Genomic DNA, 16723 nt, shown 5'->3' with positions numbered 1-16723 from the left:
CACTTTGACCGTCATCGAATCATAGTCTACGGTCCATCGATGTGACGATTCGACAATCATCGAATAGTGTGCGCCTGGTGATCCTGGCGGTGGGCACGTTCGTGCTCGGGGCGGACGGGTTCGTGCTGCCCGGGCTGCTCTCGGACATCTCCCGGGACCTGTCGGTGAGCGTGGCGACAGCAGGCCAGCTCACCACGGTCTTCGCGGTCGCCTACGCGGTCGGGTCGCCGGTGATCGCAACGCTCGCGGGCCGAGCGGACCGCAGGCTCGTCATCGGAGCGGGAATGGCGGCGTTCCTGGCCGGCATGGTCCTGCAAGCAGCGGGCCCCACCTTCGGCATCGTCCTGACCGGTCGAGTAATCGCGGCACTAGGAGCAGCCGCGTTCCAAGCCAACGCCTTCGCGGTGGCAGGCGTACTAGCACCACCGGAACGACGAGCAAGAGCATTCGCAGTGATCGGCGCAGGCTCCAGCCTCGCCGCAGTCTTAGGCGTCCCACTCGGCCTCCTGATCGGTCAGGCCTGGGGCTGGCGCGGCACGTTGTGGACGATCGCGGTGCTGGCCGCGGTCGCGGCGGTGCTGGCCGGGGTGTTCGTCCCGTCGATGACGTTGCCGGCGACAACGATGCGTGACCGGGTCGCGGTACTGGTCAATCCCCGCGTCCTCACGCTTCTCGCGGTAAGCGCGTTGGTGTTGGCGCCGTCGTTCTTGCTGATGGCGTACGCCTCGGCGGTGGTGGGGATCAGCTCCCCGGGCAACGCGACCGCGATCCTGCTGGCCCTCCTGGCCAACGGAGCGGGCTTCTTCCTCGGCAACAGACTCGTCGGCCGGATCACCGATCGATTCGCTTCATTACGGGTGATCGCGACCGGGCTAGGAGTCGTAGCAGCGGCCGCGGCATCGCTGTCGACAGTCCAACGCTGGTTCGTCCCCACCCTCGGCATCCTGTTCCTGCTCGGCATCCTGGGCTCGATCCTGTTCATCCCGCAACAAACCCGGGTCTACGCAGCAGGCGGAGACGCGGCAGCAGTAGCACTGAGCCTCAACGGCTCCATGAACTACGTCGGAACCGCGATCGGCGCAGGGCTCGGCGGACTCGTACTGGCGAACGCCGGAGCAAACTGGCTGGGACCCGCAGCAGCACTCCTGGCCGCCCTGGTGCTGGCCGTCACCCTGGCCACCGCCCCCGAGCGACAGCGGCCGAAGCCGGCCGCCGCGGCACCGTAAACGTCCAGTGTGGACAGACCGGAGGACGGCGGGTTGCCGTGTCCGCGGTACTGGCGGATGATGGGCGGCCAGTCCCCGTCCCGTTCCACCGCAGCCCCGGAGGCACGCGATCGCCGGCAACGCCGCCGAACCCGGGCGCACGGTCCTCAGCCGCGCGTTCGCGGTGCTGGATTCCTTCCTGTCCGGCCGACCCGAGCAGACTCACGGCGAGATCACCCGGGCGACCGGGCTCGCGCCCGCCACGGTGCATCGCCTGCTGGCCGAGCTGACCGGCTGGGGCGCGCTGGAGCGCACCGGCAGGGGCCGGTACCGGATCGGGCTTCGGCTGTGGCAGCTCGGGGCGCAGGCTCCGGGCGGGCGGGAGCTGCGGGACGTCGCGCTGCCGTTCCTGCAGGACCTGCTCCAGGTGACGCACGAGGTCGTGCACCTGGTGGTCCTCGACGGGGACCGCGCGCTGTATCTGGAAAAGCTCGAGGCGCATCCGGACGTCGTCGTCACCTCGCGGGTCGGCTTGCGGCTGCCGTTGCACGCGGCGGGGCCGGGCAAGGTGCTGCTCGCGCACGCGCCGCCGGAATGCCTCGAAAGCATTCTGGCCACCGGGCTGGAGCGGCGGGCGAGCGGGACGATCACGGATCCGGCGCGGCTGCGCCAGGTGCTGGCGGAGGTCCGGCTGCAGGGATTCTGCATCTCCCGCAACGAAATGACCGAGGGCGCGTCGTCGGTCGCGGCTCCGGTGCGCGGGCCGGGCGGCCAGGTCGTGGCGGCGATTTCCGTGGTGGTGCCGAGTTGCACCCCGAATCTGTCGCCGCTCGTGCCGGTGGTCCGGATGGCGGCGCTGGGGGTCACGCGGGCATTGCAAGGCTGAGGAACTTTTCCGCTGAGTGGAAGAGGGGCTGGGCGGCCCGGAGCCGGGCCGGGAGACTCCGGACCCACCCGCTCGCACTGCCCGAGGAGAAGTCCGTGAGCCCTGCCCCGACCGTTCGCGACGCCGCGTTCGACGTGCTGCGCCGGTTCGGCGCCACGACGGTGTTCGCCAATCCCGGGTCGACCGAGATCGCGCTGCTCACCGACCTGCCCGACGACCTCGAGTTCGTGCTGGCGCTGCACGAGGGTTCGGTGGTCGGGATGGCGACCGGCTGGGCGCTCGCGAACGACCGGCCCGCGGTCGCGATCCTGCACACCACCGCGGGGCTCGGGAACGCTGTCGGCGCGCTCGCGACCGCCCGGGTCAACCGCGCGCCGCTGGTCGTGCTCGTCGGGCAGCAGGACCGCCGCCACCTCGCGCTGGAGCCGTTCCTCACCGGCCATCGGCTCGACGACCTCGCTCGCCCCGCGCCGGTGTGGATCGCGGAACCGCCGCGCGCGCAGGACGTTCCGGGCGCGCTGGCCCGCGCCTGGCACGAGGCGCGCGAGCACCGCGGCCCGGCGCTGGTGATCGTGCCGATGGACGACTGGTCGGAACCGGCGGCCGTGGACGAACCGCTGCCCGCCCCGGCCAAGCTGATCCGCGCGAACGCCGCAGAGCCCGCGGTGCTGGCCGAGCTGGCGGAATTCCTCAGTACCGCAAGCAATCCGGTGCTCGTCGCGGGCGCCGGCGCGGACGACGCCGAGTCGTGGCGCGGGCTGACCGCGCTGGCGGAGAAGCTCGCCTGCCCGGTGTGGCAGGAGGCGTTCGGCGCCCGCGCCGGATTCCCGCAGGACCACCCGCAGTTCGCCGGGCATCTGCCGCCGGGCCGGGAAGAACTGCGGAAAGCGTTGTCCGGCCACGACGCCGTGCTCTCGGTCGGCGCGCCGGTTTTCCGGCAGTACCCCCGGGAACCGGGACAGCTGACCGAGCCGGACACGCGCGTCGCGGTGGTCACCGACGATCCGAACGAAGCGCACCGCAGCCCGGTCGACCTTGCCGTGCTGGCGCGGCCGTCGGCGGTGTGCGGTCCGTTGGCGGAGCTGATTCCGGCGCGGGAAGCGCGCCCGGAAAAGATCGGCCGGACGGTCGAATTGCCTGGTGCGCCGGAGGACGGCGCGCCGCTGGCGCCGGAGCACGTATTCGGTTTGCTCGCGCGTCAGTTGCCCAAAGACACCGTGCTGGTCGAGGAATCGCCGTCGAGCCGTCCGTTGCTGCACGCGTACGTCCCGGCGCGCGAGCCGCTCGGATTCCTCAGCGCGGCCATGGGCGGCCTCGGATTCGGTATTCCGGCGGCGATCGGGCTGCGGATGGGCGGACTCAAGCGGCCGGTGGTCGCGGTGATCGGGGACGGCTCGTCGCTGTACTCGATCCAGGCATTGTGGAGCGCCGCGCATTACGGGGCCGGCGTACTGGTGATCGTGCTGTCCAACGGCGGCTACGCGATCATGGACAAACTCGCCGCGCGGCACGGCGAACGGACGGCCGGCGGCGGCAAAGCGCCGTGGCCCGGGTTCGACGCGGTCAGCGTGAGCGGGCTCGCGAAGTCGCTCGGCTGCTCGGCGCGGCGCGCGGAAACCTACGAGGAACTGGAGTCAGTGGTGAACGAGGTGCTGCCGACCCTGGCCGCGCGCACGGAGCCGCTGGTGCTGGAAGTGGCGGTGAAGGCATGACGTTGCTCGGAAACGACTGGCAGGGCCGGATCTTCTCCGGCGGCTGGATCCCCGGCGCCGGCGGCGAATACGACGCGGTCGAGCCCGCTACCGGGGCGACGCTGGCCCGGGTCGGCGCGGCGGCTCCGGAGGACGTCGCCAAGGCAGCGGCGGCCGCGCGGGAAGCGCAGCGGGAGTGGGCCGCTCGGCCGTACGACCAGCGGGCGCGCGTATTGCGCCAGGCTGCCTGGCTTTTCGAGGACCATGGCGACGAGATCGACGAGTGGCTCATCCGGGAATCCGGTGCCACGCGGGGGTTCGCGCAGTTCCAGACTCGCGCGGTCGCGGCGGAGGAATGCCACGAAGCCGCCGCGCTCGCCGCTCATCCGTACGGGGAACTGCTGCGGTCCAGCCAGCCTCGGCTGTCGATGGCGCGCCGGGTTCCGGCCGGAGTGGTCGGCGTGATCTCGCCGTTCAACGCGCCGATCATCCTGTCCATCCGCGCGATCGCGCCCGCCTTGGCGCTCGGCAACGCGGTACTGGCGAAGCCCGATCCGCGCACCGCGGTGTGCGGCGGCGTCGTGCTCGCCCGGATCTTCGAGGAAGCCGGGCTGCCGGAAGGTCTGTTCCACCTGCTGCCCGGCGGCGCGGACGTCGGTGCGGCGCTGGTCGAGGATCCGCTGGTGCGCGTGATCGCGTTCACCGGTTCGACGAACGCGGGCCGCCGGATCGCCGCCGCCGCGGGGGAGCGGCTCAAGCGCGTGCACCTCGAACTCGGCGGCAACTCGGCGCTGGTCGTCCTCGCGGACGCGGACGTCGAGCAGGCCGCGTCGGTCGGCGCGTTCGGTTCGTTCAACCACTCCGGGCAGATCTGCATGGCGACCGGACGCCACCTGGTCGCCGCGGAAATCGCCGACGACTACGCGGCCGCGCTCGCTGAGCACGCGGCCAAGCTGACCGTCGGAAATCCGGCGAACGGCGACGTCGCCCTCGGCCCGCTCATCGACGCCGGGCAGCGCGACCGCGTGCACTCGGTGGTCACCGGCAGCGCCGAGGCAGGCGCGAAGATCGCCACAGGCGGCACCTACGAGGACCTCTTCTACCGCCCGACCGTCCTCACCGACGTCCCGCTCGCCGCGCCCGCGTACGCCCAGGAGGTGTTCGGCCCGGTCGCGCCGGTCGTGCCGTTTTCCACAGTGGACGAAGCAGTCCGCCTGGCTAGCGGTACCGAGTACGGCCTGTCGCTGGGCATCCTGACCCGGGACGCCGCACGGGGGCTGGCGCTGGCCGAGCGGATCCCGTCCGGTCTGGTGCACGTCAACGACCAGACGGTCAACGACGAGGCCCTCGCGCCGTTCGGCGGGGTGGGGGATTCGGGAACCGGCTCCCGGCACGGCGGCGCGCAGGCCAACCTGGAGGCGTTCACCGAAACCCAGTGGGTCACCGTGCGCGGCGACCTTCCGCAGTACCCGTTCTAACCGCAGTATCCGCCCAGGTCCCCTCCGACGACGCAGGTGATGACATGACGGTCTCGACTGATCCCCGGGCGCGCCACGCCCGCTGGGTGGCCCCGCTGTGCTGGACGGCGGTGGCGCTCGAAGGGTTCGACCTGGTGGTGCTGGGCGTCGTGCTGCCCGCGCTGCTCAAGGACAAAGCGTGGGGGCTCGACCCCAACACGGCGTCGCTGATCTCCGCGGTCGGGTTGCTGGGCGTGGCCGTCGGCGCGTTCGCGATCGGCCCGCTCAGCGACCTCTTCGGCCGCCGCGGGATGATGCTGCTGACGGTGATCAGCTTCTCGGTCTGCACGCTGCTCTGCGCGTTCGCGAACGGCCCGTGGCTGTTCGGCGTGCTGCGGTTCCTGGCCGGGCTCGGGCTCGGCGGCGTGCTGCCGACCGCGCTGGCGCTGATCACCGAGTACGCGCGGATCGGCCGCGGCGGCAGCGCGACCACTGTGCTGATGACCGGCTACCACGTCGGCGCGGTGCTCACCGCGCTGCTGGGAATCCTGGTGCTGCAACGGTTCGGCTGGCAGTGGATGTTCGTCATCGGGGCCGCGCCCGCGCTGATCCTGGTGCCGCTCATGGTGAAGTTCCTGCCCGAGTCGAAGGCGCTGGAGCGGGCGAAGGAAGCCCGGCGGAACCGCAACCCGCTCGGCGTCCTGTTCCGGCACGGCTACGGGCGCGCGACGATCGCGTTCTGGGTGACGTCGTTCATGGGACTGCTGCTGGTGTACGGCCTGAACACGTGGCTGCCGCAGATCATGCGCGCGGCGGGCTACGAACTCGGTGCGGCGCTGGCGCTGCTGCTGGTGCTGAACGTGGGCGCGGTCATCGGCCTGCTGGTCGGCGGCCGGGTGGCGGACAAGATCGGCTACCGCCGTTCCGTGATCGTGTGGTTCGCCGCGGCCGCGGTGTTCCTGGCGCTGCTGAGCATCAAGCTGCCCGGCGCGAGCGTGTACGTCGGCGTGCTGCTGGCGGGGATCTTCACCTTCAGTTCGCAGGTGCTGGTCTACGTCTACATCGCCCGCGTGTACCCCGCCGAAGCCCGCGGCACCGGCCTCGGCGCGGCAAGCGGGATCGGGCGGTTCGGCGCGATGTCCGGGCCGTTGGTGACCGGACTGCTGCTGTCGGCGGGGCTGGCTTATCCGTGGGGCTTCTACCTGTTCGCGGTGGTGGCGGTGATCGGCGCGTTGGCGATCGCGGCGGTGAACCGGGATCCGGCGCCGGACGTTCCGGCACCGGACGTTCCGGCACCGGAACCGGAGACGGTCCCGGCTCCGGAGATGGAAGGCTGACCGGCGGAAGCCGCTGCGCGCCAAGGAGGTCTCTGCCTGACGGTGCCGGATTCACCGCTCCCGGCTGCGGACCGGTCTGCTGGGCTCACCCGTCAGACCGGCCGATCGCCGCCGCGTCGGCCGAACCGGAGTGGCCGACCTGGCGCGCCTGACCTCCCGGACGCCGCCGATCTCGTCGCGGCGGTGTGAGCCTGCCCGCGACGACGCGGCTATCCGCGCGTCTCGGCCACCGCCTTCACCTGCTCGTTCCGGATCCGGATCAGCTTCGGCAGATACCGGTTCAGCGCAACGGCTTCCGCGGTCCGCCCGAGCCAGCCCAGCGGCGCGGCGAAGTCGACGGTGTCGCGCATCAGCGTGCCGCCGTTGCCGTCCGGCTCGAACCGGTGCTCGTGCCGCCACCGCCGGAACGGCCCGCGCACCTGCTCGTCGACGAACCGCCCGGGCGGTTCGTGCACGCTGATCAGCGAGGTCATCTGCCACCGCAGGCCGAAGTGCCGCGCCTGCCAGGTGACCGTGTCGCCGAGCCGCATCCGGCCGGACCGGACGCCGCCGACGACGCGTTCGCCGGAACCGGACCTCGATTCCAGGTGGATTTCGATCTCCAGCGATACCTCGAACGCGCACTGCGGCGGCGCGGCGATCGCGGTGCACACCTCGAAACGCGTCATGGGAAGAAACTCTAGGACGTTCACCCGGCGGTGGTTTAGGCGATGCGGTCGCTGTCGGTGTCGTAGTCGAAGAGTTCGGCGTACCGCCCCCAGTCGATCGCCGTGTCCAGTTGCTGCCGGGCGTCGGTGGCGGAGAAGCCGCGGCGGAGGAGGTCAAGGAAGAATTCCGCCCGCAAAGTGCCATCCGAGCTGGCCGTGAGCGCGTTGACGATCGTGCGCACCAGCGGCGCCCGGTCGCGGACCTGACCGGCGAAAATCTTCTTGCTGGTCTGGATGTCCGCGGTCGTGAAGGCGGTGCCGACCGGCGTCAGGTGCAGGTCTCCGCCCGCCACGAAGAGGAGGTCCAGCAGGGCGGCGGCGTCCACGAGCGGCAGCAGGTCGTCGACCTCGAAGCTCAGCTCGGCGGCGAGATCCGGCAGGTCGGCGTGCCCGCCGCGGGCGTGCACCAGCTCAACGAGCCCGGCGAGCCCGCCGACCGACGCGTGCGGCAGCGGCCGTGCGGTCGGCGTGGCCTGAGCGGGTTCGACGGCCGCCGGGTCGCGGCCGGTGAGCAGGTCGTAGAGCCGGTCGACCAGCGCGGCGAACGCGGGAGACTTGCGGTTGCGCGGCCGGGCTAGGTCGACTTCCACTTCCGCGCGCAGGTTTCCAGGGTTCGAACCGAGGACGAGAACGCGGTCCGCGAGCAGCACCGCCTCCTCGATGTTGTGCGTGACGATGCAGACCGCCTTCGTCGGGAAATCGTCGCGCTGCCACAGGCTCATCAGCTCGGTGCGCAGGTTCTCCGCGGTCAGCACGTCGAGCGCGGAGAACGGCTCGTCCATCAGCAGCACGTCCGGTTCGAGCACGAGCGCGCGGGCGAACCCGACGCGCTGCCGCATTCCGCCGGAAAGCTCCTTGGGATAAGCGGATTCGAAGCCGTCGAGGCCGATCAGGTCGATCGCCTGCAGTGCGCGGTCCCGGCGGGCTCTCGGCGGGATCCCGCGCGCGGCGAGGCCGAGTTCGACGTTGTCCTGCACGGTCAGCCACGGCATCAGCGCGAAGGTCTGGAACACCATCGCGGTGCCGGGATTAGCTCCGTCGAGTTCGTCGCCGCGATAGCGCACAGTGCCGCGCGTCGGGCCGATCAGTCCGGCGATCGTGCGCAGCAGCGTCGATTTCCCGGAGCCGGACCGGCCGAGCAGCGCGACGATCTCGCCCGCGCGCAGGTCGAGGGTGATGTCGTCGAGGACGCGCAGTTCGTCGCCCGCCGAACCGGGGAAGCTTTTGCTGACCTGCTCGACGGACACGAGGACTTCGGACATGAGGATGCCTTTCAGGAGAGGGAGAACCGACGCTCGGCGAGGCGGTACAGCCGCCGCCAGAAGAGCCGGTTGAGGCCGACGACGTACAGGCTCATCACCGCGACGCCGAGCAGGATCCGCCCGGAGTCGCCGGAGCCGGTCGCGTCGGCGATGTACGCGCCGAGTCCGGTCGCGGTGAGCGTGACCCCGTTGTAGGACACGATTTCCGCGACGATGGAGGCGTTCCACGCACCGCCCGCCGCGGTGATCCCGCCGGTCACGTAGCTCGGGAAAATCGCGGGCAGCACGAGGCGGCGCCACCACAAAGCCCGGGGCAGCCGCAGGTTCGCGGCGGCCTCGCGCAGGTCGTGCGGGATGGCCGAGGCTCCCGCGATGACGTTGAAGAGGATGTACCACTGCGCGCCGAGGCTCATCAGCAGGATGCCGCCCCAGTCCAGGGAAATCCCGGTCGCCACGAGCACGGCGGTGATCAGCGGGAACAGGAAGTTCGCCGGGAACGAAGCGAGCACCTGCACCACCGGCTGGGCGAGCCGCGACACGCGCGGGTTCATCCCGATCCACACGCCGATCGGTACCCACACGAGCGTCCCGACGACCACCAGCGTCACCACTCGCGCGAAGGTGATCAGGCCGAGCAGGAGCACGTGGCCGATCTCGCCGTACCCGGTGGTCTCGCCGATGAACAGCACCGCGCGCACCGTGCCGTAGAGGATCAGCCCGAAGACCACGACGCTGAACACGATGTCCGCGGCGCGCCTGCGGGCGGGGGAGAACCGCAGCGGATACTCGGCGAGCCCGAAGACCGCCAGCGCGCGGTCGAGCGGGAACACCAGCTTGCCGAGCACCCGGCCGAGCAGCGTCGGGATCCTCGATCGGCGCAGCAGGTCGAGCACGAGGCTGCGGGGTGCTTCGGCGGCTTCGGAGTTCTCGATTCGGAACCGTTCCGACCACGCGGTGAGCGGTCGCCAGAACAGCACGTTCACGCCGACGACCAGGACCACCATCACACCGACGGCCAGCAGCACCTTGCCGAGGTCGCCGTCTGCGGAGGCGGTCGCGACGTACGCGCCGATGCCGGGCAGCGCGAACTTCTGGTTGTTCACGCTGAGCGCCTCGGACGCGGTGAGGAAGAACCAGCCGCCGCCGAAGCTCATCATCCCGTTCCAGACCAGCGGGATCATGCCGCTCGGCACGTCGACGCGCCAGAACCGTTGCCAGCGCGACAGCCTCAGCAGCCGTGACGCCTCATCGAGGTCGCGCGGTTGCGACACCAGCGAATGGTGGAACGCGAACGTCATGTTCCACGCCTGCGCGGTGAAGATCGCGAAGATCGACGCGCATTCCAGGCCGAGCTGCGAACCGGGGAACAGTGCGATGAACCCGGTGATCGTCACCGACAGGAACCCGAGCACCGGCACGGACTGCAGGATGTCGAGCGCGGGCAGCAGGATCTTTTCGGTGCGCCGCAGCCGGGCGGCCGCGGTCGCGTAGCCGAACGTGAATCCAATCGACAACACAAGCGCGACGAACATCCGCAGCAGCGAACGTCCGGCGTAGTAAGGAAGTTCGGCCGGATCAGTGGACACTGTGGACGGTGCGGTCGCCGGAGTCCACGCCGTGGCGGCACCGTGCGCGAGCCGCACGATCAGCCACAACGCGGCCGCGGCGCCGAGGAAGACCGCCACGTCGGCGATCGTGCGGCGGGGCCGGACGAGCGCGCCGCGGGTGGGGAAGGTACGCAGCATGGTCTAGTTCTCGCTGTCCTGCTCGGTGTAGGAGAGTTCGGCCTGCCAGCGCACGCTGGTCACCGACGGCTCCATGGACAGCCGGCTGACCGCCGACTCCATCTGCTTGTCGTCGCGCTGATCGGCGGACAGTTCGGCCCGCACCTGCACCTGCCCGGCGGTGTCGGTATTGGTGCTGGTGACCGATTGCAGCGCGAAGTCCGTACGCGCCAACGCCTGCACCAGCAACGCGCGGACGTGCGCTTCCGCATCGTCCTTGGTCACCGCCAGGAAGGTGTACGACGTCGGGGTTTCGCGGCCGGTCGCCGGACGGCGGTCGACTACCCGGCCGAGCGGGCGCAGTGCGATGTTCACGGCCATCACCACCGCGGTGCCCGCGCCCGCCGCCGTGTACAGCCCGGCTCCGGCCAGCGCACCCACCGCGGCGGAACACCACAGCGTCGCCGCGGTGTTGAGCCCGCGCACGGTCAACCCTTCGCGCAGAATGACGCCCGCGCCGAGAAAACCGATTCCGGAAACAATTTGCGCGGCGACCCGGGTGGGATCGGCGCTCGCTCCGCTGAATCCGTGCGCGGACAGCAGGACGAACAGCGTCGACCCGGCCGCGACCAGGGCGTTCGTCCGCAGTCCCGCCATCCGGGCGCGGTATTGGCGTTCAAATCCGATTACTGTGCCGAGGCCTACGCCGGTGCCAAGGCGCAGCAGCATCTCCGCAGTCGTCATCTGCGCTCCCACTGGTTGTTGCGAAAAGTTCAGAAAAGGGTTGGAAAAGCCTCAGGAAAGGACGGTTACCACCACGTACGTTGGCGTGCGTAGCCGCGTTTCGCTACTTGAGCCGCCACCGCGTACCCGGCCAGGACGAGCACCAGCCACAGCAGGTAGCTGGCGGGCAGAGCCTGCATCCGCAACGGACCGGCGAGCGGCGACAGCGGCACCAGCAGGCCGACGAGCGCGGCAGCCGCCGTAGCCAGCACGACCGGACGGCTGGCGCGCAGGGGAGTGCCGCGACCGCGCAGGACCAGCACGACCAGGAGCTGCGAGAGCAGACCCTCGACGAACCAGCCGGTCTGGAACAGCAACGGATCCGCTCCCGCGCCGAAGACGTGCCACAGCACCGCGAACGTCGCGAGGTCGAACAGCGACGACAGCAGGCCGAAGATCAGCATGAAGCCGGTCAGCCCTCGAGCGTCCCAGCGGCGCGGCTTGCTGAGGTACTCGTCGTCCACCCGGTCCCAGGCCAGCGCGAGCTGAGCCAGGTCGTAGAGCAGGTTCGACACCACGAGCTGGATCGGCAGGATGGGCAGGAACGGCAGGAACGCGCTGGCCGCGAGCACCGAGAGCACGTTGCCGAAGTTCGACGCGGCGGTGATGTTGACATACTTCAGCGTGTTGCCGAGCGTCCTCCGTCCTTCGGCCACGCCGCGAGCGAGCACGCCGAGGTCGCGCTCCAGCAGCACCAGATCGGCGGCGTCCTTGGCGGCGTCGGTCGCGGTGTCCGGCGCGATCCCGACGTCTGCGGTGCGCAACGCGGTCACGTCGTTGACGCCGTCGCCGACAAAGCCGACCGCGCGGCCGTTCTCCCGCAACGCGGTGACGACGCGGGCTTTGTGCGCAGGCGTGAGCTTCGCGAAGACGGTGGTTTCCTTGACAACCTCGCGCAATTCGGCGTCGCCGGTCGCTTCGACCTGGCGGCCGAGCACGACCTCGCCGACCGGAATGCCCGCCGAATCCGCGACGCGCGCGGCGACATGCCGGTTGTCCCCGGTCAGCACTTTCAGCGCGACGCCTTGCTCGCCAAGGGTTTTCACCGCGTTCACGACGCCGTCGCGGACCGGGTCGACGAATCCCACGAAACCGACGAGGATCATTTCGTTCTCGTCAGTTTCGTCAAATCCGTCGAGCCGGGCGTCGACTTCCCTCGCGGCGACGGCGAGCACTCGCATGCCGTGTTCGGCGTACGCGCGCACCAGTTCGTCCGCGCCGATCCGGGCGGCGTCGTCGAATTCGGTGACGACCCCGTCGCGGCGCGCGTAGCTGCAACGCGGCAGGATCTCGTCCGGGTCGCCCTTGCTGATCAGCAGGTGCTCGCTGCCGCGCCGGACGACGACGCTGGCCCGGCGGCGCGCGTGGTCGAAGCCGATCTCGGCGACGCCGGTGAACAGCGCGTCGGTGACCAGGTCGTCCTCGCCGTCGAACAGGGTCTCGATGGCCTCGTCCAGCCGGTCGTGCCGGTCGGTCTGGAACCGCACCGCCAGCCCGGCGTACTCGGCCGCTTCGCCGTCCGGGCTGCCGGAGTAGTCGACGCTGTGCGCGTACGCGATCCGGTCCTCGGTGAGCGTGCCGGTCTTGTCGACGCAGAGCACGTCCATCGCGGCGAGGTCTTGAATAGCGTTGAGCCGCTTGACAATCACCTGCCGCCGGGACAGCGCCGCCGCGCCGCGGGCGAGGTTCGTCGTGACGATGACCGGCAGCATTTCCGGGGTGAGACCGACCGCGACGGCGACCGCGAACATCCCGGCCTGCGCCCAGTCGCCGGTGACCGTGCCGTTGACCACCAGCACGATCGGCACCATCACGAGCATGAACCGCACGAGCGTCCACCCGACGCGGCGCACCCCGGCGTCGAAGCTGGATTCCGCGCGCGGCTCGGCGGATTGCTGGGCCAGCGCGCCGAAGTAGGTGTCGCTGCCAGTTGCCGCAACGACCGCGGTGGCCGTCCCGCCGACCACCGACGTACCCGCGAACCCGAGCGCGGGCGTCTCGACGAGTTCGTGCTCCTCGTGCTTGCCCGGCTGAGGCGCCCGCTTCGCAACGGGCAGCGCTTCGCCAGAGAGCGCCGACTGGTCGACCACAAAGTCTTTAGCAGCAACAATGCGGACGTCCGCCGGGATTACGTCACCAGGCCCGAGCAGCACGACGTCCCCCGGCACGAGGTCTGCCGTGGGCACCTCGCGCTCGCTGCCAGGAAACTCCGCCGCCGCGCGCCGACGCACGGTGACGGTGGTGGTGATCTGGTCGCGAACCGCACTGATCGCACGCTCGGACCGCGCGTGCTGCCAGTAGCGGAGACCGATGCTGAGCACGACCATCACACCGACGGTCACCGCGCCGCGAATGTCGCCGACACCAGCGAACACCACGCCAAGCGCGGTCAGCAACGCCACGAACGGGCTGCGCGCAGCGGCCCAGACGCGGACGGGCGCTCGGATCGTGCCGGCGATGCGATTGTCGCCGAAACGCCGCAAGCGCTCGGCGGCTTCGTTCTCGGTGAGGCCTTTCGGCGAGCTGTCGAGATTCCGGAAGAGAGTGAGCACCGGCGCGTCGCCGTGGGCGCGCAGGTCGGGAAAGCGGGTCATGGTCGTCCCCTCGAGGTCAGCTGGGCGTCAGCGGACCGCGCGGGGTTCTTCCGGACCTAGCTGGCTGCCGGGGTTCCCGCACGGTCGTGCCGACTACTTCCTTCGCCGGTCACCCGGCTCACCTCCTCCGCAAGACTCATCGACCGGCGCCAGCGCGCCGGCCGGGGACCAGTAGAGCGCAGATCACGAAAACAGTCAAACACTTGTGCAACTGATGGGGGCTAAGTCACGCTGGGGGCCCACCCGAGAGGATGTCCGTCGTGTCCACCCCATCCCAGCCCCCGCTGGAACCGCTCCCGGCCGATCTGCTGCAGGACGCGGCCGCGACGTTCGGCCTGCTGTCCGCGACCGTGCGGCTGCACCTGCTCTGGCTGTTGTCGCACGGGGAACGCGACGTCGGCACGCTCGCCGAGGAGACCGGCCAGACCGTGCCGACCGCGAGCCACCACCTGGGCAAACTGAAGCTCGCCGGCCTGGTCCGCGCCCGCCGCGAGGGGAAACGGCAGGTGTACGTGCTCGACGACCCGCACGTTCGGCACATCGTCCAGCTGGCCGTGCAGCACCACCAGGAGCTGTCGGGCGAGGTCCGGCGGAGCAAGGGCGCTTGATCGTTGCCCGACGTAGAGTTGGGCCATGGCCGAGCTGAACTTCTACTTCGATCCGGTGTGCCCGTTCGCGTGGATGACCAGCAAGTGGGTCCGCCAAGTCGCCAGCCAGCGCTCGTACTCGGTGGACTGGCGGTTCATCTCGCTGCGCCTGCTGAACGCGCATCTGGACTACGCGACGCACTTCCCGCCGGAGTACGACGCCTCGCACACGGCGGGCTTGAGGTTGCTCCGCCTGGCGGCGGCGGTGCGCGCCTCGCATGGTCGGGAGGCGGTTGGTCCGCTGTACGAGGTGTTGGGGGAGCAGAACTTCGAGAGCGGTCTTGTCGAGGACACCGCCGCGGCTCGGGCTGCGCACGGCACGCTTTCGGCGGCTTCGGCGGCTCTTTCGCGCGTGGGTCTTGATGTGTCGCTTGCTTCCGCGGTCGATGATTCTCGTTGGGACGCCGAGATCCAGCGGGAGACTGACGAAGCGCTTTCGCTGACTGGCAAGGATGTCGGGACGCCGATCCTGCACTTCCGGCCGCCCGAAGGAGTCGCGTTCTTCGGCCCGGTGATCAGCAGGCTGCCGTCCGATGCGGAGGCGGTGGAACTGTGGGACCACGTGGTCGGATTGGCGAGGTTCGCCGGTTTCGCCGAACTGAAGCGGAGTTTGCGGGAGATGCCGCAACTGCCGTCGTTCGGGGTGGCGGCGGGGGAGACCGGGAAGGAACAGGATTGGCATGGCGGGAGCCGGCGCCTGAAGAAGTAGACAGCGGTACGGTCGAGCGATGGACCTGGATCGGCCGCCTGAGACCACTAAGTGGACGATCCACGGCGAACGCCTTGTCGACGACACCCGGCGCTTGCGGCTGAGCGTCGCGTCGGTCGAACTGCCGGACGGCGTGACCTTCGAGCAGTACGTCATGCGGATGCCGAAGGCGGCGATGATGGTGGTGCTCGACGATCCCGGCGCCTCGGTGTTGATGATGTGGCGGCATCGCTGGATCTTCGACCGGTGGGTGTGGGAACTGCCCGGCGGATACGTCGACCCGGACGAGAACCCCGCGATCACGGCGGCGCGCGAGGTCGAAGAAGAGACAGGGTGGCGACCGCGCACCAGCGAGCCGCTGGCTTCGCTTCAGCCGAACGTCGGCGTAGCGGACAACGAAAACCTGCTGTTCCTGTCCCGGGGCGCGGAGTACATCGGCGGCGACATCGACCTCAACGAGGCGGAGCGCGTGGCGTGGGTGCCGTTGCGGTCTGTGCGCGAGCGGATCGCGAACGGCGAGATCCTCGGTGCGTCCTCGCTGGTCGGTCTGCTCCATGTGATCGCGTTTCCCCCGGCTACGCGCTGACGCGAGGAACTGCTGCTTGGCTGATTGTCCGTGCAGCCAGTGCGTTTCAGGTGTTGGCCCGAGCGGCCGAGCCGTCCTCGGTCACGACATACACCTCGATGCCGAGCAGCGCGCGCACCTTGGCCGGAACCCGCTGCATGTGCCATTCGACCGTGCCCGGTACTCGGACGGCGTATGACCTCTTCGCCTGATTGCCGCCGTGTGCGCTGAGCGTCCGGTCATGATATCTGTGGCTTGCGTTACTCCACTAGCGTTATTTCGCTCCCCGAAGTCGTGAACCTGCAAGACTGGGACTTGACGACAACTCCGGGAGTGTCCATGTCGCGCGACAGCTATCGGACAGTTCGTACACCGGACGGCCTCCGCCTGGCCAGCACCCTCACCGAGCCGGACGGAAGCCCTCGGCGCGCGGTGTTGCTCGTGCAAGGGGCGAGCGTCACCCGCGAGGAAGGCGGCTTCTTCACCCGCCTCGCCCAAGGTCTGGCCGAAGTCGGCATAGCCTCTCTGAGAATCGACCTTCCCGGTCACGGCGAGAGCGAAGGCCGGCAAGAGGATCTCTCGCTTTTCGCGCTGCTCAACGTGATTCGCGGCAGCATCGAGCACTTGTCCAGCGCTGTCCCGGGCGTGCGCACCTCGCTCGCGGCGGCGAGTTTCTCCGGCGGCGTCGCGGCGTGCTACGCGGCCGAGCGGCCGGACGACGTCGAGCGGCTCGTTCTGTTCAACCCCCTCCTCGACTACCGCGGCCGGTTCATCGACGAGAAACCCGCGTGGTCGGCGGACGGCTACCTCGACGACAAGGGCGCCGCCGATCTCAAGGAGCAGGGCTATCTCGGGCACGGGCCGGGGTTCCGGCTCGGGCGCGCCGTGCTGAACGAGGCGTTTTGGTTCGAGGCACGGCAAAACCTGCCCCGCATCACCGCGCCGACGCTCATCGTGCACGGCACCAAGGACACTTTCGTCCCCGTCGAGTCGTCGCGCGCGGCCGACCGGGAGCTGACCTGCGAGCACCGGCTGATCCAGCTCGAAGGCGCGCAGCACGGCTTCGCGGTGCACGACGATCCGAAGTACGCCGATCCGCAAACGCAAGCCTGGCAACGACAGGTGATCCGCGAAGTACAGGAATGGCTTCGATAGC

Annotated in this window: 14 protein-coding genes; 9 read left to right on the top strand and 5 right to left on the bottom strand. The window is 69.9% G+C overall.

The features are described 5' to 3' along the window. The first annotated feature begins 77 nt into the window (after window positions 1-77). From ACWDNU_RS16740 to ACWDNU_RS16720, 5 genes are all read left to right on the top strand, one after another. Window positions 78-1226, top strand: coding sequence for an MFS transporter (locus ACWDNU_RS16740; RefSeq protein ID WP_449669485.1), 1149 nt, complete (start codon window positions 78-80; stop codon window positions 1224-1226). Between the two features lie 163 nt (window positions 1227-1389). Beyond that, a complete protein-coding gene (locus ACWDNU_RS16735) occupies window positions 1390-2091 on the top strand; it encodes an IclR family transcriptional regulator (RefSeq protein ID WP_370936613.1) in 702 nt (233 codons plus the stop codon). Window positions 2092-2186: 95 nt separating this feature from the next. Beyond that, a complete protein-coding gene (locus ACWDNU_RS16730) occupies window positions 2187-3803 on the top strand; it encodes a thiamine pyrophosphate-dependent enzyme (RefSeq protein ID WP_449669484.1) in 1617 nt (538 codons plus the stop codon). Continuing rightward, complete coding sequence (locus ACWDNU_RS16725) at window positions 3800-5260, top strand: aldehyde dehydrogenase family protein (protein WP_449669483.1); 1461 nt, start codon at window positions 3800-3802, stop codon at window positions 5258-5260. Before ACWDNU_RS16730 ends, ACWDNU_RS16725 begins: the two co-directional genes overlap by 4 nt. A gap of 44 nt (window positions 5261-5304) precedes the next feature. Continuing rightward, window positions 5305-6576 carry an MFS transporter gene (locus tag ACWDNU_RS16720; RefSeq protein WP_449669482.1) on the top strand — a complete coding sequence of 424 codons (1272 nt, stop codon included), beginning with the start codon at window positions 5305-5307 and terminating at the stop codon, window positions 6574-6576. A 209-nt stretch (window positions 6577-6785) separates the two neighbouring features. On the opposite strand, the gene ACWDNU_RS16715 is transcribed toward ACWDNU_RS16720, so the two are convergent. From ACWDNU_RS16715 to mgtA, 5 genes are all read right to left on the bottom strand, one after another. Beyond that, on the bottom strand, window positions 6786-7244 hold the full coding sequence (locus tag ACWDNU_RS16715) for an SRPBCC family protein (RefSeq protein ID WP_449669481.1): 459 nt from the start codon (window positions 7242-7244) through the stop codon (window positions 6786-6788). 35 nt (window positions 7245-7279) lie between these two features. Further along, window positions 7280-8545, bottom strand: coding sequence for an ABC transporter ATP-binding protein (locus tag ACWDNU_RS16710; protein ID WP_449669480.1), 1266 nt, complete (start codon window positions 8543-8545; stop codon window positions 7280-7282). A gap of 11 nt (window positions 8546-8556) precedes the next feature. Then, entirely contained in the window at window positions 8557-10290 is a 1734-nt protein-coding gene (locus ACWDNU_RS16705) for an ABC transporter permease (RefSeq protein WP_449669479.1), read from the bottom strand. A 3-nt stretch (window positions 10291-10293) separates the two neighbouring features. Further along, window positions 10294-11013: an MgtC/SapB family protein gene (locus ACWDNU_RS16700; RefSeq protein WP_370936621.1), complete on the bottom strand. Its 720-nt coding sequence runs from the start codon at window positions 11011-11013 to the stop codon at window positions 10294-10296. Between the two features lie 65 nt (window positions 11014-11078). Further along, window positions 11079-13646, bottom strand: a complete 2568-nt coding sequence (gene mgtA / locus ACWDNU_RS16695) for a magnesium-translocating P-type ATPase (RefSeq protein ID WP_449669478.1) — start codon at window positions 13644-13646, stop codon at window positions 11079-11081. Between the two features lie 251 nt (window positions 13647-13897). On the opposite strand from mgtA, the gene ACWDNU_RS16690 reads away from it, so the two are divergent. From ACWDNU_RS16690 to ACWDNU_RS16675, 4 genes are all read left to right on the top strand, one after another. Further along, entirely contained in the window at window positions 13898-14254 is a 357-nt protein-coding gene (locus ACWDNU_RS16690; RefSeq protein WP_449669477.1) for an ArsR/SmtB family transcription factor, read from the top strand. 25 nt (window positions 14255-14279) lie between these two features. Further along, window positions 14280-15002 carry a mycothiol-dependent nitroreductase Rv2466c family protein gene (locus ACWDNU_RS16685; RefSeq protein WP_449669476.1) on the top strand — a complete coding sequence of 241 codons (723 nt, stop codon included), beginning with the start codon at window positions 14280-14282 and terminating at the stop codon, window positions 15000-15002. 19 nt (window positions 15003-15021) lie between these two features. Next, complete coding sequence (locus ACWDNU_RS16680; protein ID WP_449669475.1) at window positions 15022-15588, top strand: NUDIX hydrolase; 567 nt, start codon at window positions 15022-15024, stop codon at window positions 15586-15588. 318 nt (window positions 15589-15906) lie between these two features. Continuing rightward, on the top strand, window positions 15907-16722 hold the full coding sequence (locus tag ACWDNU_RS16675; protein ID WP_449669474.1) for an alpha/beta hydrolase: 816 nt from the start codon (window positions 15907-15909) through the stop codon (window positions 16720-16722). Window position 16723 lies beyond the last annotated feature (1 nt).

The sequence above is a fragment of the Amycolatopsis sp. NPDC003676 genome, assembly GCF_053587275.1.
This window is presented reverse-complemented; position numbering and strand designations above follow the sequence as displayed.